Origin of the sequence: Actinomycetospora sp. CA-084318 (assembly GCF_050955885.1) — a bacterium.
In the GTDB taxonomy this organism is placed as follows: Bacteria; Actinomycetota; Actinomycetes; order Mycobacteriales; family Pseudonocardiaceae; genus Actinomycetospora.
The window spans coordinates 5,132,886-5,156,501 of sequence record NZ_CP192098.1 but is presented as its reverse complement, the minus strand read 5'-3'; the positions used below and the strand labels follow the sequence as shown (position 1 = coordinate 5,156,501).

Below are 23,616 nucleotides of genomic sequence, written 5' to 3'. Positions count from 1 at the left end.
GCGACTGCCTAGCGTTGTCCCCGTTCGGCCCCACTCTCATCGAGGAGATCGCAGTGAGCAGCATCCGCGTGGGCTCCGCCCCCGACTCCTGGGGCGTCTGGTTCCCCGAGGACCCGGAGCAGACCACCCCCGAGCGTTTCCTCGCCGAGGTGGCCGCCGCCGGGTACGACGTCATCGAGTTGGGCCCCTACGGCTTCCTGCCCACCGACCCGACCGCGCTGGCCGACACCCTGCGCGAGCACGGCCTCTCCGTCTCGGCCGGCACCGTCTTCGAGCACCTGCACCAGCCCGAGTCGTGGGACCACGTCTGGGACCAGGTCGCCGACGTCGCGGCCCTGACCCGCGCGGTCGGCGGCGAGCACCTCGTCGTCATCCCGGAGCCGTGGCGCGACCACAAGACCGGTGCGCCCAAGGAGCCCCGCGAGCTCGACGCCGCGTCCTGGGACCGCCTGACCACGGGCATGGACACGCTCGGCCGCCGCGTGCTCGAGGAGTACGGGCTGCGGGTGCAGTTCCACTCGCACGCCGACTCGCACGTCGGCTACCAGCGCGAGATCGAGCGCTTCGTGGAGTCGACCGACCCGCGCTACGTGAACCTGTGCCTCGACACCGGGCACGTCTCCTACTACGGCGGCGACAACGTCGCGATCATCCGGAAGTACCCGGAGCGCATCGGCTACCTGCACCTCAAGCAGGTCGACCCGGCGATCGTCGCCCGCGTCGAGGCCGAGGACCTGCCGTTCCCGGACGCCGTCCGCGCCGGCGCGATGATCGAGCCGCCGCACGGCGTGCCCTCGATGCCCGACGTGCTCCGCGCCGTCGAGGAGGCCGTCCTCCCCGTCAACCCGGACGTGTTCGCGATCGTCGAGCAGGACATGTACCCCTGCCCGGCCGACATGCCGCTGCCCATCGCCAAGCGCACCCGCACCTACCTCGCCGGCTGCGGCGGCGCCGTCGCCGTCGGCCCCGCCGCCCTCACCACCGCCTAGGAGCGACCATGACCGACGAACTCCGCGTCGCCGTCCTCGGCGTCGGCAAGATGGGCGCCTTCCACGTCGACAGCCTGTCGCGCCGCACGCGCGGGGCCCGGGTCACCGTCGTCAGCGACTTCGTCGACGAGCAGGCCCACCGCGTCGGCGACCCGGTCGGCGCCCGCGTCGTGGCCGACCCGCTCGAGGCGATCCGCGCCGACGACGTCGACGCCGTCGTCCTCGCGAGCCCCGGCGCCGCCCACCAGGAGCAGGTCCTCGCCTGCCTCGAGGTCGGCAAGCCCGTGCTCTGCGAGAAGCCGCTCACCGTCGAGGCGGCCACCTCGCTCGAGGTGTACCGCCGCGAGTCCGAGCTGGGTCGCCGCCTCATCCAGGTCGGCTTCATGCGCCGCTTCGACCACGAGTACGCGCAGCTGCAGCGCATGATCTCCGCCGGTGAGTTCGGCGCCCCGCTCATGCTGCACTGCACGCACCGCAACCCCGACGTGCCGGACTTCTTCGACTCGCAGTTCATGATCCGCGACTCGGTGGTCCACGAGGCCGACACCGCCCGCTTCCTGCTCGGCGAGGAGATCACCGCGGTCTCCGTGGTCAAGGGGCGTCCGACGTCCTCCGCGCCCGCCGGCACGAACGACCCGATGCTCGTGCTGTTCGAGGCCGAGTCCGGCGCGCTCGTCACCATCGAGATCTTCGTCCGCACCGGGATCGCCTACGAGGTGCGCACCGAGCTCGTCGGCGAGCGCGGTTCGGCGACGATCGGACTGGACCAGAACGTCGTCGTGAAGCGCCCGGGCGGCACCTGGGGCGGGACGATCACCCCGGGCTTCGTCGAGCGGTTCGGCCAGGCCTACGACGACCAGATGCAGCGCTGGGCCGACGCCGCCCGCGCCGGGATCGCCTCCGGCGGCGACGCCGTCGACGGCCCCGGGAGCTGGGACGGCTACGCGGCCGCGGCCATCTGCGAGGCCGGGGTGGCCGCCGTCGTGAAGGGCGTCCGGGTCGAGACCGGGATGGACGCGCGATGAAGCTCGCCCTCGACGCGCAGATGTTCCACCGGACGACGCCGGTGGTCGACCTGCCCGACGCGGTCGCCCGCGCCGGCTACCAGTGGATGGAGCTCTCGCCCAAGGAGGACTTCATCCCGTTCTTCGCGCACCCGCGGGTCGACTCCGCGACGGTCGCGACCCTGCGCCGCCGGGCGGCGGACGCGGGCGTGGGGATCTCGTCGGTGCTCCCGGTGCTGCGCTGGTCGGGACCGTCGGAGGAGGCCCGCCGGGCCGCGGTGCGCGCCTGGCGGCGGGCCATCCGGATCACCGTCGACCTCGGCGTCGACACGATCAACACCGAGTTCAACGGCCGGCCCGAGGCGGCGGAGCACGCGGAGTCGATGTTCCTGCGCTCGTTCGACGAGCTGGCCCCGGACTTCGAGCGCGAGGGCATCAGGCTCGTGCTCGAGCCGCATCCCGACGACTTCATCGAGGACGGCCACGCCGCCGTCGACATGATCGCCGGGCTGGACCGGGACTGGATCACGTTCCTTTACTGCACGCCGCACACGTTCCACCAGGGGAACGACGCCGCCGGGATCATCGCGCACGCCGGCGCCCGGGTGACCAACGTGCACCTCGCGGACACGCTCGACCACACCGCCTCCGGCGGCCTGCGCTACATCGTCAACCCGCCCGGGTCGACGGTGCGGGTGCACCAGCACGCCCCGATGGGTGCGGGCGAGGTCGACTTCGACGAGGTGTTCGCCGCGCTCGCGACGGCGGGCTTCGACGGCACCCTCACCCACTGCGTGTTCGGGTGGGAGGAGCGCGCGCTCGACGTGGTGACGCGTGACCGGGAGACGATCGCGGCCCTCGTCGGGAAGCACTTCGGAACCGTGGAGTGGGAGACGCCGTGACCGGGATCGGACTCGTCGGAGCGGGGTGGATGGGCCACCTCCACGCCCGGGCGTACGCGCGGCTGCCGCACCACGTGGCGCTCGCGGACCGGCCGCGGCTGGTGGCCGTGGCGGACGCGGTCGCCGCGTCGGCGGAGGACTTCGTCGTGCGCTACGGCTTCGAGCGGGCGACCACCGACTGGCGGTCGGTGATCGACGACCCGGCGGTCGAGGCGGTCAGCGTCGCCGCGCCGAACGGGCTGCACCGCGAGATCGGCGTGGCGGTCGCCGAGGCTGGCAAGCACCTGTGGATCGAGAAGCCGGTCGGGCTCACCTCGGCCGACACGGCCGCCGTGGCGCAGGCCGTGCACGCCGCCGGTGTCACCTCGACGATCGGCTTCAACTACCGGATGGTGCCGGCGATCGCGCGGGCGCGGCGGCTGCTCGCCGAGGGGGCGATCGGGCGGCTCACGCACGCGCGCTTCCGGCTGCTGACCGACTTCGCGGCCCATCCCGACGGCGGGTTGAGCTGGCGGTTCACGCGGGCGCAGGGCGGGTCCGGGGTGCTGAACGACCTCGCCGTGCACGGCGTCGACCTGATCCGGTTCCTGGTGGGCGAGCCGCGCACCGTGGTCGCCGACGGGGAGCGCTTCATCCCGCGTCGCCCGGTCGTCGCGGCCGGGGCGAGCCAGTACTCGCGGGGCGGAGACGTGTACGGCGACGTCGAGAACCTCGACTACGTCTCCGTGCTCGGGCGCACCACCGACGACGTGATCGTGCAGCTCGAGGCCAGCCGGGTCGCCGTCGGCGACCAGAACGACTACGGCTTCGAGATCCACGGGACGCAGGGCCTCGTGTCGTTCGACTTCCGCCGCCCCGGCGAGCTGCTGGTGTCCGCCGGCGACGGCTACGTCGACCAGGCGTCGTCGGTGGTCGCGGCCGCCCCCGGCGACGGCGACTTCGCGCTGTTCCAGCCCGGCGCCGGGAATCCGACGTCGCTGGACGACCTCAAGGTGTCCGAGGCCCACGCGTTCCTGCGCGGTGTCGCCGGGGGAGAGGTCGCTCCCGGCGCGACGATCGACGACGCCCTGGCCGCGGCCCGCGTGCTCGACGCGGTGGCGCAGTCGATGGACAAGCGGGGCTGGGTCGACCTGGCCTGAGCCGCGTCCACCACCGCGTGAGGGGAACCCTCATGTTGGTGGAGGGCTCGGATCCTCCCCTCACGACGGCCGGTGCCGGCCGGCCCGGCGCGAGTGCGGCACTGTGCACCACAGCTGGCGCACAGTGCCGCACTCGATCAAGGACTCGGTTCAGCGCGCCGCAACCGGCAGCTCGATCTGCAGCGGGTAGACCATGTGCGCCGCGACGGCCCGGGCGGTCTCCGGGTCGGCCTCGCGGGCGATCAGGTGGAACGCCAGGTCGATCCCGCTGGTCACGCCGCCCCCGGTCACCAGCGCACCGTCGTCGACCACCCGCGCGTCCCGCCGCACGATCGCCCCCGACTCCTCCAGCGCGTCCATCGCGCTCGGATGTGTGACGGCGGGTCGGCCGGTCGTCAGCCCCGCCGTCGCCAGGATCATCGCGCCCGTGCACACGGAGGCGACGAGCGTGCCCCGGTCGGCCAGCTCCTTCACCCGCTGCGGGAGTACGCCCCGGTCGGCCTGGGCCCGCGCGCCGCGACCGGGCACGAACCACCCGCCGCCCGGCACGACGACGAGGTCGGGCTCCCCGAGGACCTCGGACACCGTCAGCACCATGCCGTTCGCACTGGTCACCGTGCCCGGTGCATCCACTCCGACCAGCGTCGACGACCATCCGTCGAGCCGGTGCGAGGCGTGCGAGAACACCTCGTGCGGCCCCAGCGCGTCCAGGTCGTCGAAGCCGTCGAACACCACGATCTCGATCCGCATGGCACCCAGCCTGGCCGGACGCGTCGTCGGGAACGAGTGGCAGGAACGACGAGAACCGTCAGATTCCTGCCAGGGGTGACGCCGTGGAGGACCGCACCACGACCTCCGGCGGGATCACCACGTCCCGGCGCACCGTCCGGCCGCCGTCGAGCCGTTCGCCGACGAGCTCCAGCGTGTGTCGGGTGAGCCCGGGGACGTCCTGGCGGACGGTCGTGAGGCCCACGGGACCCATGCGTGCGAGCGGCGAGTCGTCGAACCCGGCCACGGACACCTGCCCGGGCACGTCGACGCCGGCGCGGGTGAGCTCGGACATGAAGCCGATCGCGGCCTGGTCGTTGAACAGCAGGACGGCCGTGGGCAGGTCACCCGCGAGCAGGGTCCGCGCGCTTGCCGCTCCGTCCTCGGCGTCCTTCCCACCCGCGATCACGTGCGGCTGGAATCCGGCGTCGGCCATCGCGGCGAGGTAGCCGGCCTCGCGATCGGCCGCGATGACGGCGTCATGCCCTCGGACATAGCTGATCCGCCGGTGGCCGAGCCCGACGAGGTGCCGGACCAGCTCGCCGACGCCGAGCTCGTCGTCGAGCCGCACCACATCGACGGCGGCCCCGGGCATCCGACGCCCGACCGTGACCAGGGGGACCTGCCGGTCCAGGGCCACGAGCCGTTCGACCGGCGCCTCCGTCCCGATGAGCACCAGCGCCTCGCAGCGCGAGTCGAGCAGCGACTCCACGGCCCGCGCCTCGTCGCGGTGCGGGGTGCGTGGGCCGAGCAGCAGGTCGTAGCCGATCCGGTCGGCCGCCGCGAGCATCTCCTCGGCCAGCTCCGCGTGGAACGTCGAGCGGACCTCCAGCACCACGCCGATCATCCGGCTGCGGCGCGACGCCAGGGCGGCCGCGGCGCGGTCGGGCCGGTAGCCGAGCTTGTCGGCGGCCGCGAGGACCCGCTCGACCGTCTCGGCCGACGGGCCCGGCGCACCCCGCATCACCATCGACACCGAGGCCCGCGACAACCCGACCTCGGCGGCGACGTCCTCCAGCCGCACCCGGCGCGTCATCGGCACGACGCTAGACCCGCCTCTGTGATCACCGAGCACTCCGGGCGGCCGCACAGCGCCCACGACCACCGCAGGTGCTCGCCGATCATCAGAGGTCCAGCCGCAGCGACGCGGTGCACGAGCGGGACACGCAGATCATCATGCAGTCGTTGCGCGAGCGCTCCGCCGCGTCGAGCACCGAGTCGCGGTGGTCGGGCACGCCGTCGAGCACCCGCGTCTCGCACGTCCCGCAGGTGCCCTCGGCGCACGACGAGACGACGGTCGCGCCGGCCTCCTCGACGACCTCGAGCACCGAGCGCTCCGGCGGCACCTCCAGCGTGACGCCGGTCCGCGCCAGCTCGACGGTGAACGCCTCCGTCCGCAGCGGCTCGCCGATCGGCTGCGGGCTGAACCGCTCGACGTGCAGCGCGCCCTCCGGCCAGCCCGCGCACCGGTCCTCGACTGCCGCCAGCAGCGGCTCCGGCCCGCAGCAGTAGACCAGCGTGTCCTCGCGGGGCGTCCCGAGCAGCGTGTCCAGGTCGAGCAGCCCGACCTCGTCCTGCGGCGCGACCGTGACCCGGTCCCCGTAGCGCGCCAGCTCGTCGAGGAAGGCCATCGACGCGCGCTGCCGACCGCCGTACACGAGGTGCCAGTCCGCGCCGGACGCGTGCGCGGCGGCGATCATCGGCAGCAGCGCGGTGATCCCGATGCCGCCCGCGATGAACAGGAACCGCCGCGAGCAGGCCAGCGGGAAGTTGTTGCGCGGCCCGCGGACGCGGACCCGGTCGCCGACGTCGAGCGTGTCGTGCACGTGCCGCGACGTCCCGCGTCCGTCGGCCTCGCGCAGGATGCCCAGCCGCCACGTCGTGGTGTCCTCCGGCGACCCGCACAGCGAGTACTGCCGCGGCGCGATGCCATCGAGCAGCAGGTCGGTGTGCGCGCCCGGCGCCCAGGCCGGGAACGACCCGCCGTCGGGACGTCCGAGCGAGAGCGTGACGACGCCCTCGGAGACGGACTCCTTCCCGACGACGACCGCCTCCAGTTCCGAGGCGACGTCCTGGCGCCGGGTCGGGGCGGGCGGAGCCGTCGGACCCGGTGTCCGGATCGGCAGGTGCTTCCAGACGTACATGTTCGGCGAGCTCGGGTAGAAGGTCGGCTCGCCGTCGAGCTCGTAGTCGCCGAGCAGCGGCAGCGCCTCCTCGAGCGCGATCCGGGCCTCGAGCCGCGCCATCGGCGCACCGAGGCAGCCGTGGACCCCCTCGCCGAAGCCGACGTGGCGACCGGGCGGGCGGGTGATGTCGAAGCGGTCGGGGTCGGGGTAGCGGCGTTCGTCGCGGTTGGCGGCGCCCGGGATGAGCACGACGCGCGCGCCCTTCGGCATCGTGACGCCGTGCAGGGTGACCTCGCGCGAGGTGGTGCGGGCGGTGAGCTGCAGCGGGGTCGCCCAGCGCATCGCCTCCTCGACCGCGGCGGGGATGAGCGACGGGTCGGCCTGCAGCAGCGCGCGCTGGTCGGGGTTCTCGGCGAGCAGCTTGAACAGCGTGCCGGTGAGTCCCGCGGTGGACTCGACGCCGCCGAGGAACAGGATCGTCATGAGGCCGCTGACCTCGGAGACCGGCGTGATCTCGTCGGGGACGAACGGGGTGCCGTCGACGTCGGCCGTGACCATCTTCGTGAGCAGGTCGTCGCGGTGCTCGCGGCGGCGCTCGTTCAGCACGTCGATGAAGTACTGCTGGACTCCGGCCGTCGCGGCCTTGGCCTTCGGCCCGAGGTGCGGCGTGCCGGGGATGCGCTCCTTGAGCTCGTGGGTCCAGCGCTCGAGCTGGTCGCGGCGGGCGAGCTGCTCGGCCGTGGCGTCGGCGCGGCCCGGGAAGCCCATGAGGTGGAAGAACACGTCGAAGGGCATCGGCCAGGCGAGCTCGTCGGCGAGGTCGAACCGGTCCCGGCCGCGCAGGTTCGCGACCAGCTCGCGGACCACCGTGCGGATGCCCGACTCCATGGTCGCGATCCGCCGGGGCACGAAGTAGGGCTGCACGACCTGACGCACCTGGTCGTGCCGCGGGTTGTCCATGCTGCCGATCGAGCCCGGCGGCACCTGCTCGAGCCGCGAGTCGTCGATGTCCATGCCCTCGAAGCTGCGGAAGGTGTCCGCGTCGGTGATCGCCGCGCGCACGTCGTCGAACCGTGTGAGGGCGAACCACTGCCAGCGCTCCGACCAGTAGACCGGCGCCTCGTCCCGCATCCACCGGTACGTCCCGAAGGGGTCGGCGGTGTAGAAGGTCGGGTCGAACGGGTCGTACTCGACGGCGGTGGGTGCGGCCATCGGGGTCCTCCGGGGACGAGGGAATGGGTGGCTCTCGCGACGAGCTTAGAGCGCTCTAAACGGTGATCACAAGAGCTTTGTCCGCACAAAGCGAGAGGCCCGCCGACCATGTGGTCGGCGGGCCTCGGTGCGCTTCGCGCCTGTGAGTACTCATCCGTGCTGGGGCACGGATGAGTACTCACAGGCCGAAGGCACCTTCGAACGCGTCCAGCGCCGCATCGGGGTCACCGCTGGCCCACCCCTCGAGGCCGACCACCCCCGTGTAGCCCCGTTCCACCAGGGCCCGGGCGATGGCCGGGTAGTGGATCTCGCCGGTCCCGGGCTCGCAGCGACCCGGGACGTCGGCCACCTGGATCTCGCCCACGAACGGCAGCGCCTCGTCGAGCAGGGCGATGAGGTTCCCCTCGCCGATCTGGGCGTGGTAGAGGTCGAGGTTCATCCGCACGTTCGGTGAGTCCACCGCCCGCACCAGTTCCAGGGTGTCCGCGGCCCGGGCGAACGGCACCCCCGGGTGGTCCACGTCGAGGTTGAGGTTCTCCAGCGTGAACACCCGCCCGGCCTCGGCGCCGAGCTCCGCGACCCGGCGCAGCGTGTCGGCCGCCGTCAGCCACATCCGCGGTGTCACCACCTCCACCGGCACCACCGGCAGGCCCTGCGGGTCGAGCCCGGTGCCGTGCAGGTTCAGCCGGGGGCAGTCGAGCTTCGCGGCGACCTCGAGCGAGCGTCGGGCCGAGGACAGGAGCTCGGCGATCCCGTCGGGGTCGGTGAGCGAGCCGGTGAGGTAGCCGGTCATCGAGGAGAAGCGCGCGCCGGTGCCCGTCAGGTCGTCGACGTCCTTCGTCGCCCAGTTCCAGATCTCGACCTCGAACCCGCGCTCGTGCAGCCGGCGGACCCGGTCGGCGAACGGCAGGTCGAGATACAACATCTCCGCGCACGCGGCGAGGGAGAAGCTCACGAGAGCACCGACCGCAGGTGTTCGACCGACGCCGCCACGTCCGCGACCGGTCCGACGCCGGACGGCTCGTCGTGCAGGATCGTGTCCTGCTCCAGGACGTACCAGCCGTCGTAGCCGCGCGCCGCGAGGTCGGAGAGCACCGCCGTCAGGTTCACGTCCCCCGACCCGAGCGGCCGGTACATCCCGCGACCGACGGCCTCGGTGTAGGTCAGCCGCCCGTCCTGCACCTGGCGGGCGAGTGAGAGGTCGACGTCCTTGAGGTGGGTGTGCGCCACGCGCTCCGGGGCCTGCCGGGTGATGTCGGCCGGGTCGGTGCCGCCGATCAGCAGGTGCCCGGTGTCCAGGCACAGCCCGATCGACGAGCCCGCGAGTACCCGCTGCACGTCGTCGGTGTTCTCCACCATCGTCCCGACGTGCGGGTGCAGCACCGCCTCGACGCCCCGCGCCGCCGCGACGGCGGCGATCCGGTCGAGGTTGCCGAGCAGCAGCGACCAGCCCGCCGCGTCGAGCTCGGGCCGCGAGTCGTAGCCCGCGCCGCCGGAGTCGGCGGAGAGGACGAGCGTTCCGGCGTGGGCCGCGTCGTAGCTCGCGAGCAGCGCCTCGACGCCGGGCACCGGGTCGTGGTCCGGCACGTGCAGCAGCGTCGGGGTGAAGCCTCCGACCGCGTGCAGGTCGTACTCGGCGAGCGTCGCCGCCTTCGCCGCGGCGTCGTCGGGCAGGAATCCGTCGGGGCCGAACTCGGTGGCCGACAGGCCGACCTCGCGCATCTCGGAGAGCACGCGCTTCGGCTCGAGCTGGTAGCCCCAGCCGGGGACCTCGCAGACGCCCCAGGAGATGGGCGCACCGGCAATCTTCATCGGGTGACCTCGTCGATCCGCACCGGACGGTGCTCGTGCAGGGACAGGGTGGCGGCCTCGGCGATCCAGCCGGCGGCCATGGCGTCGGCGACGGAGCACGGCGTCGGCCGCGTCCCCGCCACGAGCTCGGTGAACGCGGTCAGCTCCGCGCGGAAGGCGGGCGCGAGCCGGTCCATGAAGAAGGCGTGCGGCGTGTCCGCCGGGAACGTCACGCCCGGCTCGGCCGAGCGCAGCGGCAGCCCGTCGTCGAGCCCGACGGCGATCGAGTCGCGGTCGCCGTGCAGCTCCATGCGCACGTCGTAGCCGCGCGGGTTGTAGCGGGTGTTCGACACCAGCGCGTGCGAGCCGTCGTCGAGGGTCAGCACCGCGGCCGCCGTCGAGACGTCGCCGACCTCGGCGAACACCGGGTCGCCCGCCGTGTCGCCGGTGGCGAACACCTCGACCACCTCCCGGCCGGTGACCCACCGGATGGCGTCGAAGTCGTGCACCGAGCAGTCGCGGAAGATCCCGCCCGAGATGCGGATGTAGTCCATGGGCGGCGGCGCCGGGTCGAGCGTCGTGGCGCGGACGGTGTGCACGCGGCCGAGCTCGCCCGAGGCGACCGCCGCCCGCGCGGTCGTGTAGCCCGCGTCGAACCGGCGCGGGTAGCCGATCTGCACCTTCTCGTCGCGGCCGACCAGCTTCGCCGCGACGTCGAGGGCGTCGTCGATCCGGCCGGCCAGCGGCTTCTCGCAGAACGCCGGCAGCCCGGCGTCGACGGCCGCGAGCAGCAGCTCCGGGTGGGCCGGGGTCGCGGCGGCGATGACGACGCCGTCGACGCCGGCGGCGAACACGTCCTCCGGGGAGTCGACCGCGGTGGCGTCCACCTCGGCCGCGACGGCCGCGGTCACGTCGGGCCGGGCGTCGGTGACGACGAGCTCGTCGACGATGCCGCGCAGGGTCTGCGCGTGGAAGGCCCCGATGCGCCCGAGGCCGATGAGTCCGATCTTCACTGCAGCACTGCCTTTCAGTCGTGGGCGCCGGAGACCTGCTGGTCCCAGTCGAGGACCGAGCCGGTGACCACACCGGACCGGTCGGAGAGCAGGAGGACGACCATCTCGGCGGCGTCCTCGGGGGCGGCGAGTCGGCCGGCGGGCAGGTCGGCGCCGGCGCGCGAGCGCCAGTCCTCGCCCGCGCCGTGCCGCCGCTGCACGACGTCCTCGCCCTCGGTGTCGGTCCAGCCGATGTCGAGCTGGTTGATCCGGATCCGGTCGAACCGGTGCGCGTACGCAGCGTTGCGGGTGAGGGTCGCGAGACCGCCCTTCGCGGCGGAGTACGGGCCGAGGTCCGGTGCACCGCCGCGGGCCGACTCCGAGCCGATGTTGACGATCGCGCCGGGCTCGCCGCGACGGACCATGTCCGCCACGACGGCCTGCATGAGGAAGAACGGCCCGCGCAGGTTGACGGCAATGTGCGCGTCGAACAGTTCCGGTGTGGTGTCGAGCAACGACCCGCGGTCGACGAGACCCGCCGCGTTGACCAGCCCGTCGACCCACCCGAACTCGGCCACGACCGTGGCCACCGCCTCGCGGCAGGCCTCGACGTCGGCGACGTCGCACGGCACGAACAGCGCTCCGAGGTCGGCCGCGGCCTTCTCCCCGTGTTCCCGACGACGCGCTGCGACGGCCACCGTCGCCCCTTCCCGCCGGGCGGTCCGGGCAACGGCCGCACCGACGCCGGAGGTGCCGCCGCTGACGAGCACCACGCGGTCGGCGAGCAGCCCGCTCACGTGACCACACCGCGGCGCCGCGCGGTCTGCCCCGCGAGGACCTCGTCGAGGCGGGCCGCGGACCACCGTTCCCGCACCGCGCGCAGCAGCACGTCCGCGGGGGAGGGCGGGGCCAGGCCGTCGACCGGCGGGTCGGCGTCCAGGTCGGTCGGGAACGCGTAGCCCTCGGCGGTGGCCGCGACCGCGTTCTCGAGCCGCCCGTCGTCGGGAAGGGAGAACAGCGCGGGGAAGACCGCCCGCGCCATCGAGGCCCGGTCGCAGCTCTCCATCGCGCGGCCGAAGGCGGACGAGACCTGGAGCAGGTTGGCGAGCCGGTGGACGTCGGCGGTGCGGTTGTGGCCCGCGCCGTGGATGAGGGCGGGGTTGAAGAAGACCGCATCGCCGGCCGCGAGGGGCAGCTGGACGTGGTGCTCCGCGAAGTACGCGCCGAAGTCCTCGCGGTCGGCGACGAGGTAGCCGTGCGGATAGGTCTGGGAGTGCGGCAGGTACATCGTCGGGCCGGACTCGACGGGCATGTCGCCGTGCGCCACCGCGCCCTGCAGCGTGAGCGCGGGGGAGAGGCGGTGGACGTGGGCGGGGTAGCGGGCCGCGCCGGCCGCGTCCATGAAACCCAGGTGGTAGTCGCGGTGCGGGCTCTGCGCAGCGCCGCCGGGGTTGACCTGGTTGACCTGCGACGTCACCTGGTAGCCCGGGCCGAGCCAGGCCTCGCAGACCAGCGCGAGCGCGGGGTTCGCGTAGTAGGCGGCGAACACCTCGGGGGCGCGCAGGGCGAGCTTCTCGGCGGCGTTCCAGATGCGGTCGTTGGCGCCGGGCTTCGCGAAGTGGTCGCCCGCGACGGCGCCGGAGGCGCGCTGCTCGGCGATCATCGCGCGGAACTCGGCGGTGGCCGCGTCGAGGACCGGCCGCTCGAACGCCCCCGCGATCACGACGATGCCCGGGCCGTCCAGGAGGGTCGCGGCGAGCTCGGCCTGGACCCCGCGCCGCTCGTCCGTGAGCAGAGCGGTCGCCTCGTACACCGGGACCCCGGAGCGGATCGCCGCGGCGCGCGGGTGGGCCGCCGGATCGGTGCCGCGCTCGACGTGCGCGTGCAGGTCCTCGATGCGGGCCTCGGCCGGGTCGAGCCACATCGGGGCGGCGATCGACGTCATCGTCGGGCTCCTTCCGGAGGGCCTTAAAGCGCTTTAAGGTGCTTGACGAGTGTCCGCGCTCACCGGATTTCATGTCAAGACAAAGATGAGGAGGTTCCGTGGGACGGCCCCGCCTCTCCGACGTCGCCTCCGCCGCCGGCTGCTCGACCGCGTCGGTGTCACTCGTGCTGCGCGGCGCCCCCGGACCGAGCGAGGCCACGCGCGACCGGGTCCTCGCGGCGGCCGAGCAGCTCGGGTACCGGCCCGACCGGGCGGCGAGCCTGCTGGCGCGGCGGCGCTCGGGGATGCTCGGCGTCGTCACCGACGTGCGCTCGACGTTCCACGCCGAGGTCGTCGAGGAGCTGCTCGACGCGTCCGCACGGCGCGGGTTCGACCTGCTGATCGGCGCCCGCAGCCCGGCCCGGGACGAGGAGCGGGCGGTGGAGACCCTGATCGACTCCCGGTGCGAGGCGTTGCTCCTGCTCGGGACGTCGGGGCCGGCGGAGCGGCTGGTCGCGCTCGACGGGCAGGTCCCGGTCGTGGCGGTCAGCGGCCGGGCGGGCGGCGTCGACAGCGTGCGCGTGGACGACGAGCGCGGGACCCGCGAGGCGACCGAGCACCTCCTCGCGCTCGGGCACCGCGACGTGGTCCACGTGGACGGCGGGGCGGGCGAGATCGCCGCCGACCGCCGCCGCGGCTACGTCGCCGCGATGACCGCGGCCGGCCTGGCGCCCCGCGTGCTGCGCGGCGGGCACGGGGAGGCCGAGGGCGCGGCGGCCGTGTCCGGGCTCGGCGGGGCGACCGCGGTGACGGTGTTCAACGACCGCGCGGCCGTCGGCCTGCTCGACGCGCTCGTGCGCGCCGGGGTGCGGGTGCCCGACGACGTCTCGGTGGCCGGGTTCGACGACAGCCCGCTGGCCCGCCTCGCCCACGTCGACCTGACCACCGTCAGCCAGGACGTGCCGGCCCTCGTCGCGAACGCCCTGGACCTGGTCGCGGAGCGGCTGGACGGGGGACGGGCCGAGCGCCGCGAGGTCGTGCTCGCGCCGCGGCTCGTCGTGCGGGGGACGACGGGGCCGCCCTGATCGGCACGGCGGAGGCCCCCACATGAACGAGCGGCACTCTCGCAGCATCTATATGCGTGAGAGTGCCGCTCGTTCGGGATCAGGAGGCGGTGACCGGCTCCGTCCGCGGCCGCGGCGGGAACCCGGCGGCGCCGTAGACCGCGTCGACGAGCTCGGCCTGGGCCACGGCATCGTCGAGGTCCAGCGGGAACGCCGCGCCCTCGCGCAGGTGCGCCCGCAGCGCCTCGAGCTGGTAGACGTACGTCGAGCGGGTGCCGAGGTGCTCGGTGCGCTCCTCCCCGTCCACGGTGACGACGACCCGGTCGTCCTGGTGCGGCAGCACCACGTTCAGCGCCGTCGCCTCGCCGCGTGAGCCGATCACGCGGGCGGTGATCGTCCACGAGTCGGCGGCCATGTCGCAGAACACCCGCCCGGTGACCCCCGAGCCGAACTCGAGGTCCGCCGCCATCGAGGCGTCCACGCCCGGCGAGCGCTCCGTGCCGGAGGCCTTCCGGACGACGGGTTCGGCCCCGGCCAGCCATCGCTGCAGGTGGAGCGCGTAGCAGCCGAGGTCCATCAGGGCGCCGCCGGCGAGGTCGAACGACCAGCGCGGGTCGTCGTCGGACGGGGCCGGCATCCGGAACGTCGTCTCGATCCGCTGCAGCTCGCCCAGCTCGGGGAGCAGCGACACGAGCCGGCGGGTCACCGGGTGGTGCACGTGGTGGAACGCCTCGACGACCACCACGCCGGCCGCCCGGGCGACCGCCGCGACCTCCCGGGCCTCGTCGGCGTTCGAGGCGAACGGCTTCTCGACGAGGACGTGCTTGCCGGCCTCGATCGCGGCCCGCGTCCAGCGGCCGTGCAGGCCGTTGGCGAGCGGGACGTAGACGACCTCGACCTCGGGGTCGGCGAGCACGTCGTCGTAGGTGTCGTGCACCCGCTCGACGCCGTGCTCGGCCGCGAACGCCTCGGCCCGGCCGCGGTCCCGGGCGGCGACGGCGACCATCCGGTCGCCCGTCGTCGTCGCGGGCTCCGCGAGCGCGACGACCGCGATGCGGGCCGCGCCGAGGACGCCGAAGCGCAGCGGGGCACTCACCGCTGGAGCTCGTGGGAGAGCTCGGCGAGTTCCTGGCCGCCCGCCATCTCGGCGGTGAGCTCCTCGAGGGTGACCTCGGAGCGCTTCCGATCGAGCACCCGCTTGCCCAGCTTCAGGATGATGAAGTGGTCGCCGACCATGTAGGCGTGGTGCGGGTTGTGGGTGATGAACACGACGCCGAGGCCGGCGTCGCGGGCCGCGGCGGTGTACTTGAGCACCACGCCGGACTGCTTGACGCCGAGGGCGGCGGTCGGCTCGTCGAGGATCAGCACCCGGGCGCCGAAGTAGACGGCGCGGGCGATCGCGACGCACTGGCGCTGGCCGCCGGAGAGCGTGCCGATCGGCTGATTGATGTCCTTGACGTGGATGCCCATCTTCTTGAGCTCGGTGTCGGCGATCTCGCGCATCTTCGGGATGTCGAGCGGCGCGAGCGGGAAGTTGCCCTTGCGGAGCTCCGAGCCGAGGAAGAAGTTCCGCCAGACCTCCATCAGGGAGACCACGGCGAGGTCCTGGTAGACGGTGGCGATGCCGCGGTCGAGCGACTCGCGGGGCGAGCCGAAGCGGACCTCGTCGCCGTCGACGGTCAGGGTGCCCTCGGAGTGCGGGTGCAGCCCGGACATGATCTTGATCAGAGTGGACTTGCCGGCGCCGTTGTCCCCGAGGACGCAGGTGACCTCGCCGGCGCGGACGGTGAGGTCGACGCCCTCGAGGGCGCGGATGGCGCCGTAGGTCTTGCCCACGCCCGCCATCTGCACGAGCGGGGCGCCGGCGGTCAGGTCGGCCGAGGCGTGCTCGGCGATCGTGTCGGTCATGTCAGCGGTCCCTACGTGCGCTTCGAGGCGGAGTTCTTGATGTACAGGTTCACGAGCACGGCCAGCAGGAGCATCACGCCGAGGAAGGCCTTGAACCAGTTCGGGTCCCAGCCGGCGTAGACGATGCCCTGGGTGGTCATGCCGAAGATGAAGGCGCCGATCGCGGCGCCGATCGCCGAGCCGAAGCCACCGGTCAGCAGGGCGCCGCCGACCACCGCGGCGACGATGTAGATGAGCTCGTTGCCCACGCCGAGGCCGGCCTGGACGGTCGAGAAGTTCATGAGCAGGTGCTGACCGAGGAACCAGGCCATGAACGCCACGCCCATGAAGAGGCCGATCTTGACCTTGGCGACCGGCACACCGACCGCGCGGGCCGAGTCCTGGTTGCCGCCGACCGCGAAGATCCAGTTCCCGGTGCGGGTGCGCAGCAGGATCCAGGAGGCGACGACGACGAACAGCAGCCACCAGATGACCGAGGCCTTCACGGTCATGAACCCGAGCGGGATGTCGCCGGCGAAGATCGCCTTGGCGGAGTCGAACCCGTCGAGCTGGTCGATGTTGGTGGTGGCGACCGTGCCGGTGATCAGCTTGGTGACACCGAGATTGACGCCCTGGAGCACGAAGAACGTGGAGAGCGTGATCAGGAAGCTCGGGAGCTTCGTCTTGACCAGCAGCCAGCCGTTCAGGGCGCCGATCGCGAGGGAGATGACCAGGCTGACGACGACGCCGACCCACACGTTGAGCGAGAGCTGGTAGGAGAGCATCGCCGAGGCGAGCGCGCTGGTGGTGACCGCGACGCCCGACGACAGGTCGAACTCGCCGCCGATCATCAGCAGGGCCACGCCGAGCGCGACGATCCCGATCGTCGAGGCCGAGTAGAGGATCGTCGAGAGCGCCTCGGGCGTGCGGAACGGCGGGGCGATCGCGAAGAAGAAGACGAAGATGACGACGGCCGCCGCGAACGCGCCGATCTCGGGCCGGCCGAGGATGCGAGCGCCGATCGAGCGCTGGACGCGCGCGGGCTCCTCGGTGGTGGTGGGCGGTGGCGGGGTCGCGACGGGGGTGCTCATCGCTGGGCTCCAAGGGGACGGGACTGGGGGAGGGCAGGGCACCGGCGCCGGCCCGTGGTGAGCGGACCGGCGCCGGGGTGGATCAGCGGGTGTTCTTCTCCGCGTACTGCACGATCGGGCCGATGTTGCTGGCGTCGACGAACGACGGGCCGGTGAGCACCGGCTTGCCGCCGCCGAGGTCGTTGCCGTTGGACAGCTGCAGCCACAGCGCCTGCACCGCCATGTAGCCCTGGACGTAGGGCTGCTGGTCGACCGAGAACGCGATCTGGTTGGACTGGATCGCCTTGGCGACGTCGGCGTTCAGGTCGAACGTGACGATCTTGGCCTGGCTCGACGAGGCCTGCTTGGCCTGCATGGCGGCGAGGGCGACCGGGGCGCCGAGGGTGACGACGTCGGTGATGGTCGGGTCCTGCTGCAGCTTCGCCTGGATGGTCTGCTGGACCGACGGCAGGTCGGCGCCGTTGACCTGCAGGTTCTCGGTGTTGGCGTAGGCCTGCTTGACGCCGGCGCACCGGGTCTCGAGGGCGACCGAACCCTGCTCCTGGATGACGCAGAGGGTCTTGCCGCCGGGGTTGAGCTGGCTGATGCGCTGGCCCGCGCTCTGCCCGGCGAGGGTCTCGTCGGAGCCGAAGTACATCTTCATGCCGTACTGCTGGTACTGGTCGATGCCCTGGTTGAAGCCGACCACCGGGATGCCGGCCTGGACGGCCTTCTGCGCGACCGGGCCGACCTGGTCGGGGTAGGACAGCGTGACGGCGATGCCGTTGACCTTCGAGTCGATCGCGTTCTGCACGAGCGTGGCCTGCTGGCCGCCGTCGTTGTTGTTCGAGTAGCGCAGGTCGACGTTGAGCTCGGAGGCGGCCTGCTGGGCGCCGGCCCGGATCTTGTCCCAGAACGAGTCACCGGGCTGCTCGTGGGTGATCATCGCGATGGTGAACCGCTGGCTGGTCGCCTGGTTCTGGTTCTGCGCACCGCCCTGGCTCGAGCAGGCGGTGAAGGTGAGCGCCACGGCGGCGGCGGCCGCGACGGCCAGCACCCTCCGAATACTCCTCATCGAGCATCAGTTCTCTCTGTGCGAGCCGCCTGCGGGGTGCGGCGGGCTGGACTTCCGGGGAGTGACCCCGGCCACGGTGATAGGAGTACGCTCCATCACTCGTCAGGTCAATACTTTGTTTGGACATAGTGCCTGTGAAGGTGCCGGGAGTGACATGGACCCTCGCGCTGCGCCACCCGTCCGGAGCAGTCCCGTGCCGCTCTACTTCCAGGCGGCGCTCCATCTGCAGCAGATGATCGCGGACGGTGAGCTGCCGCCGGGCGGGCGGTTGCCGAACGAGGCGGAGCTCGCCACCCGCCTCCGGGTCACCCGGCCGACCGTGCGGCGTGCCGTCAGCCACCTCGTCGAGCAGGGCGTCCTGGTCCGGCGGCGGGGGGCGGGGGTTCGGGTGGTCGCGCCGTCGGTGCGGCGCAAGGCGGACCTGACGAGCCTGTTCGACGACCTGGCCCGCCACGGCGGGACCCCGCGCACCGAGGTGCGCAGCCTCGTCGTCGGGATCGTGTCCGCCGACGTCGCCACGCGCTCGGGCATCCCGCCGGGGACGGAGGTGACGTCGATCGAGCGGCTGCGCTTCGCCGGCGACGAGCCGCTCGCGCTCATGACGAACGTCGTGCCGCGGGACGTCCTCGCGCTCGACGCGGACCTGCTCCGCGAGCACGGGCTCTACCAGCTCCTGCGCGACGCCGGGTGCGTGCCGGTGACCGCGACGCAGGTGGTCGGGGCCCGGGCCGCGACTGCGGCCGAGGCCGCCCTGCTCGACGAGCCCCGGGGCGCCCCGCTGCTGACGATGACGCGGACGGCGCGCGACGAGGCGGGGCGGCTCGTCGAGTTCGGCGCGCACGTCTACCGTGCGTCGCGGTACTCGTTCGAACTGGATCTGGGGGCCGGTCGGGCGATGCCGGTCGAGTAGGGTCCGAGCGGGGGATCTCCTGGATGAGTGATGCGGCGGTCGAGCTCGGCGGCGTGCCCACGCGCGTCGTCGACGAGGGCTCCGGCCCGGTGGTGGTGCTGGTCCACGCCACCCCGTTCGACCTCGACTACTGGTCGGGGCTCGCCTGCGCGCTGCGCTCCGGGTGCCGGGTCGTCCGCTACGACCTGCGCGGCCACGGCGCCGCCGCCGAGGCGCCCGTCCCGACGACCGCGCGGCTGGTCGAGGACCTGCGCGAGCTCCTCGACGTGCTCGACGTCGGGTCCGCCCACCTCGTCGGGCACTCGCTCGGCGCGGTGATCGCGCAGGACTTCGCGCTTGCGCACCCCGACCGGACGCGGCGGCTGTCCCTGCTCGCCGCCCGCGCCTCGCCCTCGCCCCTGTTCACGACGCTCGCCGACGCGCTGCGCCGCGACGCCGCCGCGGCCGACATCTCGATCACGCGCTGGTTCACGTCCGGTCAGCTCGCCCGCAACGGCTCGGCCGTGCAGTACGCGCGCACCCGGATCGAGCAGACGCCGGTCGCGTCCTGGGCCGACGGGCTCGCCCGGCTGGCCGAGGCCGACTGCCTCGAGGAGCTGGCGCGCCTGACGATGCCCGCCGAGGTCGTCGTCGGGGAGGACGACCAGGGGGCGAAGCCGGAGCACAGCCGCGCGATCGCCGACGCCATCCCGACGGCGAGCTTCCACCTCGTCCCGCGGGCCCGCTCCCTGCTGGCCCTGGAGCACCCGGAGATCGTGGCGCCGCTGGTGCGCTGAGCGGCTCAGCGCACGATCGACAGCCGCCATCCCGCCGCCCGGACGGCGGCCTCGGCGCGGTTGCGGGTGCCGGTCTTCATGAGGATGTGCTCGACGTGGGTGCCGACGGTTCGCGCGCTGATCCCGCAGCGCCGGCCGATCTGGGCGTTGCTGAGTCCGTCCGCGAGAGCGGCGAGCACGTGCAGTTCGCGCACCGTGAGCCCGTCGGGCGGCGGGACGGGACGGTGGAGCACGACGACGCCCGCGCCGCCGCGCGCGACGTCGACCGCGAGGACCTCGCCGCCGTCGACGAGGAGCCGCGTGCCCGTTCCGTCGCCCGCGACGGGAAGCGCGTCCAGCAGCTTCGGACGCGCACCCGGCGACAGCGGCTGCACCGGACCCGTCGTCGGGACGAGGAAGCCGTCGGTGCCGCCGTCGGCGAGCCGCGCGGTCGGCGGGAGCGCCGGGACGACCGGGTCGATCGCCGCGGCGAGGTCGGCGGAGAGCAGGTCGACGAGGTGGACGACGTCGTCGTCGAGCCGGTCGTCGAGCGCGTTCGCGTTGATCATCCCGACGTAGCGGCCGTCGGCGGCGAACAGGCACTGCGTCATGCCGCCGCGGAAGCCACCGGGGCCGATCACGCGGTCGAAGACCCCGCCGTGGCGCCGGACGGGCTCGACGTCGCGGATGCGTACCGGCTCGCGCCGTTGCCGGGGGATGAGGAACAGCGGGTCGTGGTGCCACTCGTCGTTGAGGAACGCCATCGCGCCCTCGGGGTAGCTGGACGCGAGCGTGCGGTGGCGCCCGGTCGCGGGGTCCCAGGCGGAGAGCGCGAGGCAGTCCGACGGGACGATGGCGCCGAGGGTCTCGAGGACCGCGGTGGCCGGGCCGGCGGTGCGGCTCCCGTGGCGGCGCAGGAAGGCGCGCAGCTCCCGCGCCGCCCTCAGCCTGCTCATGCACGGTCACCGTAGACGGGCGCTGACCTGGGCGGGAGGGGTCCGCATCGGTCGATCGACCGATCCCGGCGGCGGGGATCGTCCCTACCGTCCGCGCGGTGGGGCGCACCGGCGCCCGTGAGGACGGGAGGCGTCATGTCCGAGGAGATCCCCTGGCTGTCGGCGACGGAGCTGGCCGCGAAGGTCCGCGCCGGGGAGCTGTCGCCGAGCGAGATCGCCGCGGCGGTCCTCGACCGGGTCGACCGGGTCAACCCCGACCTGAACGCGATCATCGCCCTCGACCGGGAGCAGGTCGAGCGGGACGCTGCGGAGCTGACCGCCGCGGTCTCCCGGGGGGACGAGCTCGGCCCGCTGCACGGCGTGCCGTACACGATCAAGGACCTGACGAACGTGGCCGGGCTGCCGACGACGTTCGGCATGGTGCCGTTGAAGGACAACGTGGCGGCGGACGACGCCGTGCTGGTCCGGCGGATGCGGGAGGCGGGTTGCCTGTTCCTGGGCAAGACCAACACCCCGGAGAGCGGCTACTACGGCGGCACCGACAACCACCTCTTCGGCCCGACCCACAACCCGTGGAAGCACGGCCACTCCGCCGGCGGCTCGAGCGGCGGGGCCGCGGCCGCGGTGGCCGCCGGGCTCGGGCCGCTCGCCGAGGGCAGCGACGGCGCCGGGTCGGTGCGTATCCCCGCGGCGCTGTGCGGCGTGGTGGGGCTGAAGCCGACCACCGGGATCGTCCCGCAGACCATCCTCGCGGGCCGGTACTACACCTGGGCCTACCACGGACCGATCACGCGGACGGTCGCCGACAACGCGCTGATGCTCGACGTCGTCGCCGGCGCCGACCACGCCGACCCGCTGTCGATCCCGCGCGTCGAGTCGTCGTACGTCACCGCCGCGCAGGGCGACGTCCGGGGGCTGCGGGTCGCCTTCTCGGCGGACATGGGGCTGGGCACCCACGTCGACGACGAGGTCCTCGCGGTCTGCCGGGAGGCCGTCGGTGTGCTGGAGGGGCTCGGCGCGACGATCACCGAGGCGACGCCGGGGTGGGGTCCTGCCTCCCAGGCGATGTGGGACGGCATCTGGGTGCCCGGCTTCGCCTCGGAGCACGACCTGCTCGACTGGGAGTCGCTGCGCGGCCAGGTCGACGACAACCTGATCCAGCTGATGCGCGAGGGCGAGACGCTGACCGGCGTCGACGTCGGCCGCGCCGAGGTGTTCCGCGGCGCCATGTGGGACACCTGGACGACGTTCATGGACGACTTCGACGTCCTCGTCTCGCCGACGCTGTGCAGCGCGACGTTCCCGCTGGAGCGGTTCGCGCCGGAGTGGCTCGACGGGGCCTCGCTGCGCGAGCAGCTCCTGGACTGGCTGCTGACCTATCCCTACAACATGCTCAACAACCCGGCGATCACCGTGCCGGCCGGGACGACGGCCGACGGGCGCCCGGTCGGCCTGCAGATCGCCGCCCGGCACCACCAGGACGCCCTGGTGCTCCGCGTCGCCGGGAACCTGGAGCAGGCCCGCCCGTGGGCCGATCGGCGTCCGTCGCTCTGACGGGACGCGGCCCCCGGTTGCCGGGGGCCGCGACCGCGATGGTCAGTCCTCCCGCTTCGCGCGCACCTGGTTGGGCTCACTCCGGAGCCGCTGCTCGGGACCAACCGTGCACAACCGCCGTATCTGCCCGGTTAGTGCGGCGCGCCTTCCTGACCGTGGGATTCGCGGCTGAGACGCTGATCGGGTGACCGCCGCGGAGCTCTCCCAGGACTCCTCCGGTGAGTTCGTCAAGCGTCGCGACGAGCTGACCGCCCGCGCGGAGTCCTACGCCCGCGGGGCTCGCGCGGCGAACACCTGGTCGGCCTACGACCGGCAGTGGCGACGCTTCGAGTCCTGGTGCTTGTCGGCGGGGGAGCGGGCGCTGCCGGCCGATCCGCTGACCGTCGCCCGGTTCCTGGCCGACCTCGCCCCGGTCTGGCGGCCCGCCACCCCGACTGACCCGTCGAGCTCGGTCGTGGCCGGGCAGGTCTGCGAGCGGGAGGGCCTGCGGCCCGGCACTTTGTCCGGCTACCTGGCGGCGATCTCAGTGGTCCACCAGACCGCGCAGCTCGACAACCCCGTCACCGCCGAAGCCGTCCGGCGCACCATCACCGGCATCCGCTGCCACCCCGGCGTCGCCCCCACCCGCCGCCGCGCCGCCGCCCGACGGGAACCCCTCGTCGAGCTGCTCCGGTTGTTGAAGCCCGAGGAGGTGCTCGCCAGCGCCCGCGACCACGCCCTCCTACTGATCGGGTGGAAGGCGGCCCTGCGCACCGATGACCTCGCCCGGCTGCAGATGTCCGACCTGCATGCCTCCGAGCAGGGCCTCTCGGTACATCTGTCCCGCTCGAAGACCGACCAGCACGGCACCGGCGTCACCATCGGCATCGCCGCACCCTCACCGGACGCCGTGGTGGGGGAGGGGAGCGAGGAAGCGATGCTGCTCGACGCTGGTGCCGCCTGGACCCGCTGGCGCGACCTGCTCGGCTCCCACGGCATCCTCGACGGCCCCGCGTGGCGGGGGATCGACCGGTACGGGCGCCGGCCCCGCGCCGGCGGGCTGCACCGGAACTCGGTCGCCGAGATCATCAAGCGCCGCGCGGCCGCGGCCGGTCTCGAGGACGCCGACCTGTGGGGCGGGCACAGCCTGCGCCGCGGGTTCGCCACCGAGGCCATCGCCGCCGGCGTCCCCGAACGCGACGTCCAACGCCACGGCCGCTGGCGCTCGCGCGCCTCCATGGACCCCTATATCGACGCCGCCCGCACCTTCGACCCCACAAACCCCACCCACTGGCTCGCCTGACTCTTGATCCCAGTGGACAGGGTTCACGTCGGCTGCGGTGGCCCATCAACTGCATCTGCGCTGCTCAGCGACATGATCGAGTAAGAGTGATCTCGTTCCATGAACACCCACTGGCCGCTGTAGCGTGGTGTAAACGGTCCCCAATTCGGTCTGTACTGTGCATAGAGAAGCTGGATCCTCCCTGATCATCAAGAGGCGCCGTCGACGCCGCTATAG

General features: G+C 73.2%; 22 protein-coding genes. 9 read left to right on the top strand and 13 right to left on the bottom strand.

What is annotated here, in order from left to right; genetic code table 11:
• The first annotated feature begins 53 nt into the window (after window positions 1-53).
• Genes ACQPYX_RS25115 through ACQPYX_RS25100 form a run of 4 tightly spaced genes read left to right on the top strand, consistent with a single transcriptional unit; the run spans window position 54 to window position 4,034 of the window.
• Window positions 54-989 carry a sugar phosphate isomerase/epimerase family protein gene (locus ACQPYX_RS25115; RefSeq protein WP_433799995.1) on the top strand — a complete coding sequence of 312 codons (936 nt, stop codon included), beginning with the start codon at window positions 54-56 and terminating at the stop codon, window positions 987-989.
• 8 nt (window positions 990-997) lie between these two features.
• Window positions 998-2,014: a Gfo/Idh/MocA family protein gene (locus ACQPYX_RS25110; protein ID WP_433799993.1), complete on the top strand. Its 1,017-nt coding sequence runs from the start codon at window positions 998-1,000 to the stop codon at window positions 2,012-2,014.
• On the top strand, window positions 2,011-2,895 hold the full coding sequence (locus ACQPYX_RS25105) for a sugar phosphate isomerase/epimerase family protein (protein WP_433799992.1): 885 nt from the start codon (window positions 2,011-2,013) through the stop codon (window positions 2,893-2,895). The genes ACQPYX_RS25110 and ACQPYX_RS25105 overlap by 4 nt, the downstream gene beginning before the upstream one ends.
• Complete coding sequence (locus ACQPYX_RS25100; protein ID WP_433799991.1) at window positions 2,892-4,034, top strand: Gfo/Idh/MocA family protein; 1,143 nt, start codon at window positions 2,892-2,894, stop codon at window positions 4,032-4,034. Before ACQPYX_RS25105 ends, ACQPYX_RS25100 begins: the two co-directional genes overlap by 4 nt.
• Window positions 4,035-4,184: 150 nt before the next feature.
• On the opposite strand, the gene ACQPYX_RS25095 is transcribed toward ACQPYX_RS25100, so the two are convergent.
• The 8 genes from ACQPYX_RS25095 to ACQPYX_RS25060 all read right to left on the bottom strand — a co-directional run bounded on the left by ACQPYX_RS25095 (window position 4,185) and on the right by ACQPYX_RS25060 (window position 12,868).
• Window positions 4,185-4,784 (bottom strand): DJ-1/PfpI family protein, encoded by a 600-nt coding sequence (locus tag ACQPYX_RS25095; protein WP_433799990.1) that lies wholly within the window; start codon window positions 4,782-4,784, stop codon window positions 4,185-4,187.
• A gap of 58 nt (window positions 4,785-4,842) precedes the next feature.
• Window positions 4,843-5,838, bottom strand: coding sequence for a LacI family DNA-binding transcriptional regulator (locus tag ACQPYX_RS25090; protein WP_433799988.1), 996 nt, complete (start codon window positions 5,836-5,838; stop codon window positions 4,843-4,845).
• 88 nt (window positions 5,839-5,926) lie between these two features.
• A complete protein-coding gene (locus tag ACQPYX_RS25085; RefSeq protein WP_433799987.1) occupies window positions 5,927-8,140 on the bottom strand; it encodes a cytochrome P450 in 2,214 nt (737 codons plus the stop codon).
• Window positions 8,141-8,318: 178 nt separating this feature from the next.
• Window positions 8,319-9,095, bottom strand: coding sequence for a TIM barrel protein (locus ACQPYX_RS25080; RefSeq protein ID WP_433799986.1), 777 nt, complete (start codon window positions 9,093-9,095; stop codon window positions 8,319-8,321).
• Window positions 9,092-9,952, bottom strand: coding sequence for a sugar phosphate isomerase/epimerase family protein (locus ACQPYX_RS25075; RefSeq protein ID WP_433799985.1), 861 nt, complete (start codon window positions 9,950-9,952; stop codon window positions 9,092-9,094). Before ACQPYX_RS25075 ends, ACQPYX_RS25080 begins: the two co-directional genes overlap by 4 nt.
• Complete coding sequence (locus tag ACQPYX_RS25070) at window positions 9,949-10,944, bottom strand: Gfo/Idh/MocA family protein (RefSeq protein WP_433799983.1); 996 nt, start codon at window positions 10,942-10,944, stop codon at window positions 9,949-9,951. The genes ACQPYX_RS25075 and ACQPYX_RS25070 overlap by 4 nt, the downstream gene beginning before the upstream one ends.
• Window positions 10,945-10,958: 14 nt before the next feature.
• Window positions 10,959-11,720 carry an SDR family oxidoreductase gene (locus ACQPYX_RS25065; protein WP_433799982.1) on the bottom strand — a complete coding sequence of 254 codons (762 nt, stop codon included), beginning with the start codon at window positions 11,718-11,720 and terminating at the stop codon, window positions 10,959-10,961.
• The gene (locus tag ACQPYX_RS25060) at window positions 11,717-12,868 is read right to left on the bottom strand and encodes a phytanoyl-CoA dioxygenase family protein (RefSeq protein WP_433799981.1); all 1,152 of its coding nucleotides are present in this window, start codon (window positions 12,866-12,868) and stop codon (window positions 11,717-11,719) included. The genes ACQPYX_RS25065 and ACQPYX_RS25060 overlap by 4 nt, the downstream gene beginning before the upstream one ends.
• Window positions 12,869-12,966: 98 nt before the next feature.
• On the opposite strand from ACQPYX_RS25060, the gene ACQPYX_RS25055 reads away from it, so the two are divergent.
• The gene (locus tag ACQPYX_RS25055; RefSeq protein WP_433799980.1) at window positions 12,967-13,932 is read left to right on the top strand and encodes a LacI family DNA-binding transcriptional regulator; all 966 of its coding nucleotides are present in this window, start codon (window positions 12,967-12,969) and stop codon (window positions 13,930-13,932) included.
• A 79-nt stretch (window positions 13,933-14,011) separates the two neighbouring features.
• On the opposite strand, the gene ACQPYX_RS25050 is transcribed toward ACQPYX_RS25055, so the two are convergent.
• From ACQPYX_RS25050 to ACQPYX_RS25035, 4 genes are all read right to left on the bottom strand, one after another.
• Entirely contained in the window at window positions 14,012-15,007 is a 996-nt protein-coding gene (locus tag ACQPYX_RS25050; protein ID WP_433799979.1) for a Gfo/Idh/MocA family protein, read from the bottom strand.
• Window positions 15,004-15,819 carry an ATP-binding cassette domain-containing protein gene (locus tag ACQPYX_RS25045; protein WP_433799978.1) on the bottom strand — a complete coding sequence of 272 codons (816 nt, stop codon included), beginning with the start codon at window positions 15,817-15,819 and terminating at the stop codon, window positions 15,004-15,006. Before ACQPYX_RS25045 ends, ACQPYX_RS25050 begins: the two co-directional genes overlap by 4 nt.
• Window positions 15,820-15,830: 11 nt before the next feature.
• A complete protein-coding gene (locus tag ACQPYX_RS25040) occupies window positions 15,831-16,889 on the bottom strand; it encodes an ABC transporter permease (protein ID WP_433799976.1) in 1,059 nt (352 codons plus the stop codon).
• An 82-nt stretch (window positions 16,890-16,971) separates the two neighbouring features.
• A complete protein-coding gene (locus ACQPYX_RS25035; RefSeq protein WP_433799975.1) occupies window positions 16,972-17,925 on the bottom strand; it encodes a substrate-binding domain-containing protein in 954 nt (317 codons plus the stop codon).
• A 172-nt stretch (window positions 17,926-18,097) separates the two neighbouring features.
• On the opposite strand from ACQPYX_RS25035, the gene ACQPYX_RS25030 reads away from it, so the two are divergent.
• Together ACQPYX_RS25030 and ACQPYX_RS25025 are read left to right on the top strand one after the other, a co-directional pair.
• Window positions 18,098-18,853: a GntR family transcriptional regulator gene (locus ACQPYX_RS25030; protein ID WP_433799974.1), complete on the top strand. Its 756-nt coding sequence runs from the start codon at window positions 18,098-18,100 to the stop codon at window positions 18,851-18,853.
• A 23-nt stretch (window positions 18,854-18,876) separates the two neighbouring features.
• On the top strand, window positions 18,877-19,629 hold the full coding sequence (locus ACQPYX_RS25025; RefSeq protein ID WP_433799973.1) for an alpha/beta fold hydrolase: 753 nt from the start codon (window positions 18,877-18,879) through the stop codon (window positions 19,627-19,629).
• Window positions 19,630-19,634: 5 nt separating this feature from the next.
• On the opposite strand, the gene ACQPYX_RS25020 is transcribed toward ACQPYX_RS25025, so the two are convergent.
• Window positions 19,635-20,564: a helix-turn-helix transcriptional regulator gene (locus ACQPYX_RS25020; protein WP_433799972.1), complete on the bottom strand. Its 930-nt coding sequence runs from the start codon at window positions 20,562-20,564 to the stop codon at window positions 19,635-19,637.
• Between the two features lie 135 nt (window positions 20,565-20,699).
• On the opposite strand from ACQPYX_RS25020, the gene ACQPYX_RS25015 reads away from it, so the two are divergent.
• Both ACQPYX_RS25015 and ACQPYX_RS25010 read left to right on the top strand, forming a co-directional pair.
• The gene (locus ACQPYX_RS25015; protein ID WP_433799971.1) at window positions 20,700-22,118 is read left to right on the top strand and encodes an amidase; all 1,419 of its coding nucleotides are present in this window, start codon (window positions 20,700-20,702) and stop codon (window positions 22,116-22,118) included.
• Between the two features lie 184 nt (window positions 22,119-22,302).
• Window positions 22,303-23,400, top strand: a complete 1,098-nt coding sequence (locus tag ACQPYX_RS25010; RefSeq protein WP_433799970.1) for a tyrosine-type recombinase/integrase — start codon at window positions 22,303-22,305, stop codon at window positions 23,398-23,400.
• The last annotated feature ends 216 nt before the right edge of the window (window positions 23,401-23,616 follow it).

What these genes read in the sequence shown, in the direction of transcription:
- ACQPYX_RS25095 (WP_433799990.1), bottom strand. Translation starts at nt 4,784, where the DNA reads ATGCGGATCGAGATCGTGGTGTTCGACGGCTTCGACGACCTGGACGCG.
- ACQPYX_RS25085 (WP_433799987.1), bottom strand. Translation starts at nt 8,140, where the DNA reads ATGGCCGCACCCACCGCCGTCGAGTACGACCCGTTCGACCCGACCTTC.
- ACQPYX_RS25030 (WP_433799974.1), top strand. Translation starts at nt 18,098, where the DNA reads ATGGACCCTCGCGCTGCGCCACCCGTCCGGAGCAGTCCCGTGCCGCTC.
- ACQPYX_RS25015 (WP_433799971.1), top strand. Translation starts at nt 20,700, where the DNA reads ATGTCCGAGGAGATCCCCTGGCTGTCGGCGACGGAGCTGGCCGCGAAG.
- ACQPYX_RS25105 (WP_433799992.1), top strand. Translation starts at nt 2,011, where the DNA reads ATGAAGCTCGCCCTCGACGCGCAGATGTTCCACCGGACGACGCCGGTG.
- ACQPYX_RS25110 (WP_433799993.1), top strand. Translation starts at nt 998, where the DNA reads ATGACCGACGAACTCCGCGTCGCCGTCCTCGGCGTCGGCAAGATGGGC.
- ACQPYX_RS25025 (WP_433799973.1), top strand. Translation starts at nt 18,877, where the DNA reads ATGAGTGATGCGGCGGTCGAGCTCGGCGGCGTGCCCACGCGCGTCGTC.
- ACQPYX_RS25045 (WP_433799978.1), bottom strand. Translation starts at nt 15,819, where the DNA reads ATGACCGACACGATCGCCGAGCACGCCTCGGCCGACCTGACCGCCGGC.
- ACQPYX_RS25075 (WP_433799985.1), bottom strand. Translation starts at nt 9,952, where the DNA reads ATGAAGATTGCCGGTGCGCCCATCTCCTGGGGCGTCTGCGAGGTCCCC.
- ACQPYX_RS25060 (WP_433799981.1), bottom strand. Translation starts at nt 12,868, where the DNA reads ATGACGTCGATCGCCGCCCCGATGTGGCTCGACCCGGCCGAGGCCCGC.
- ACQPYX_RS25020 (WP_433799972.1), bottom strand. Translation starts at nt 20,564, where the DNA reads ATGAGCAGGCTGAGGGCGGCGCGGGAGCTGCGCGCCTTCCTGCGCCGC.
- ACQPYX_RS25090 (WP_433799988.1), bottom strand. Translation starts at nt 5,838, where the DNA reads ATGACGCGCCGGGTGCGGCTGGAGGACGTCGCCGCCGAGGTCGGGTTG.
- ACQPYX_RS25040 (WP_433799976.1), bottom strand. Translation starts at nt 16,889, where the DNA reads ATGAGCACCCCCGTCGCGACCCCGCCACCGCCCACCACCACCGAGGAG.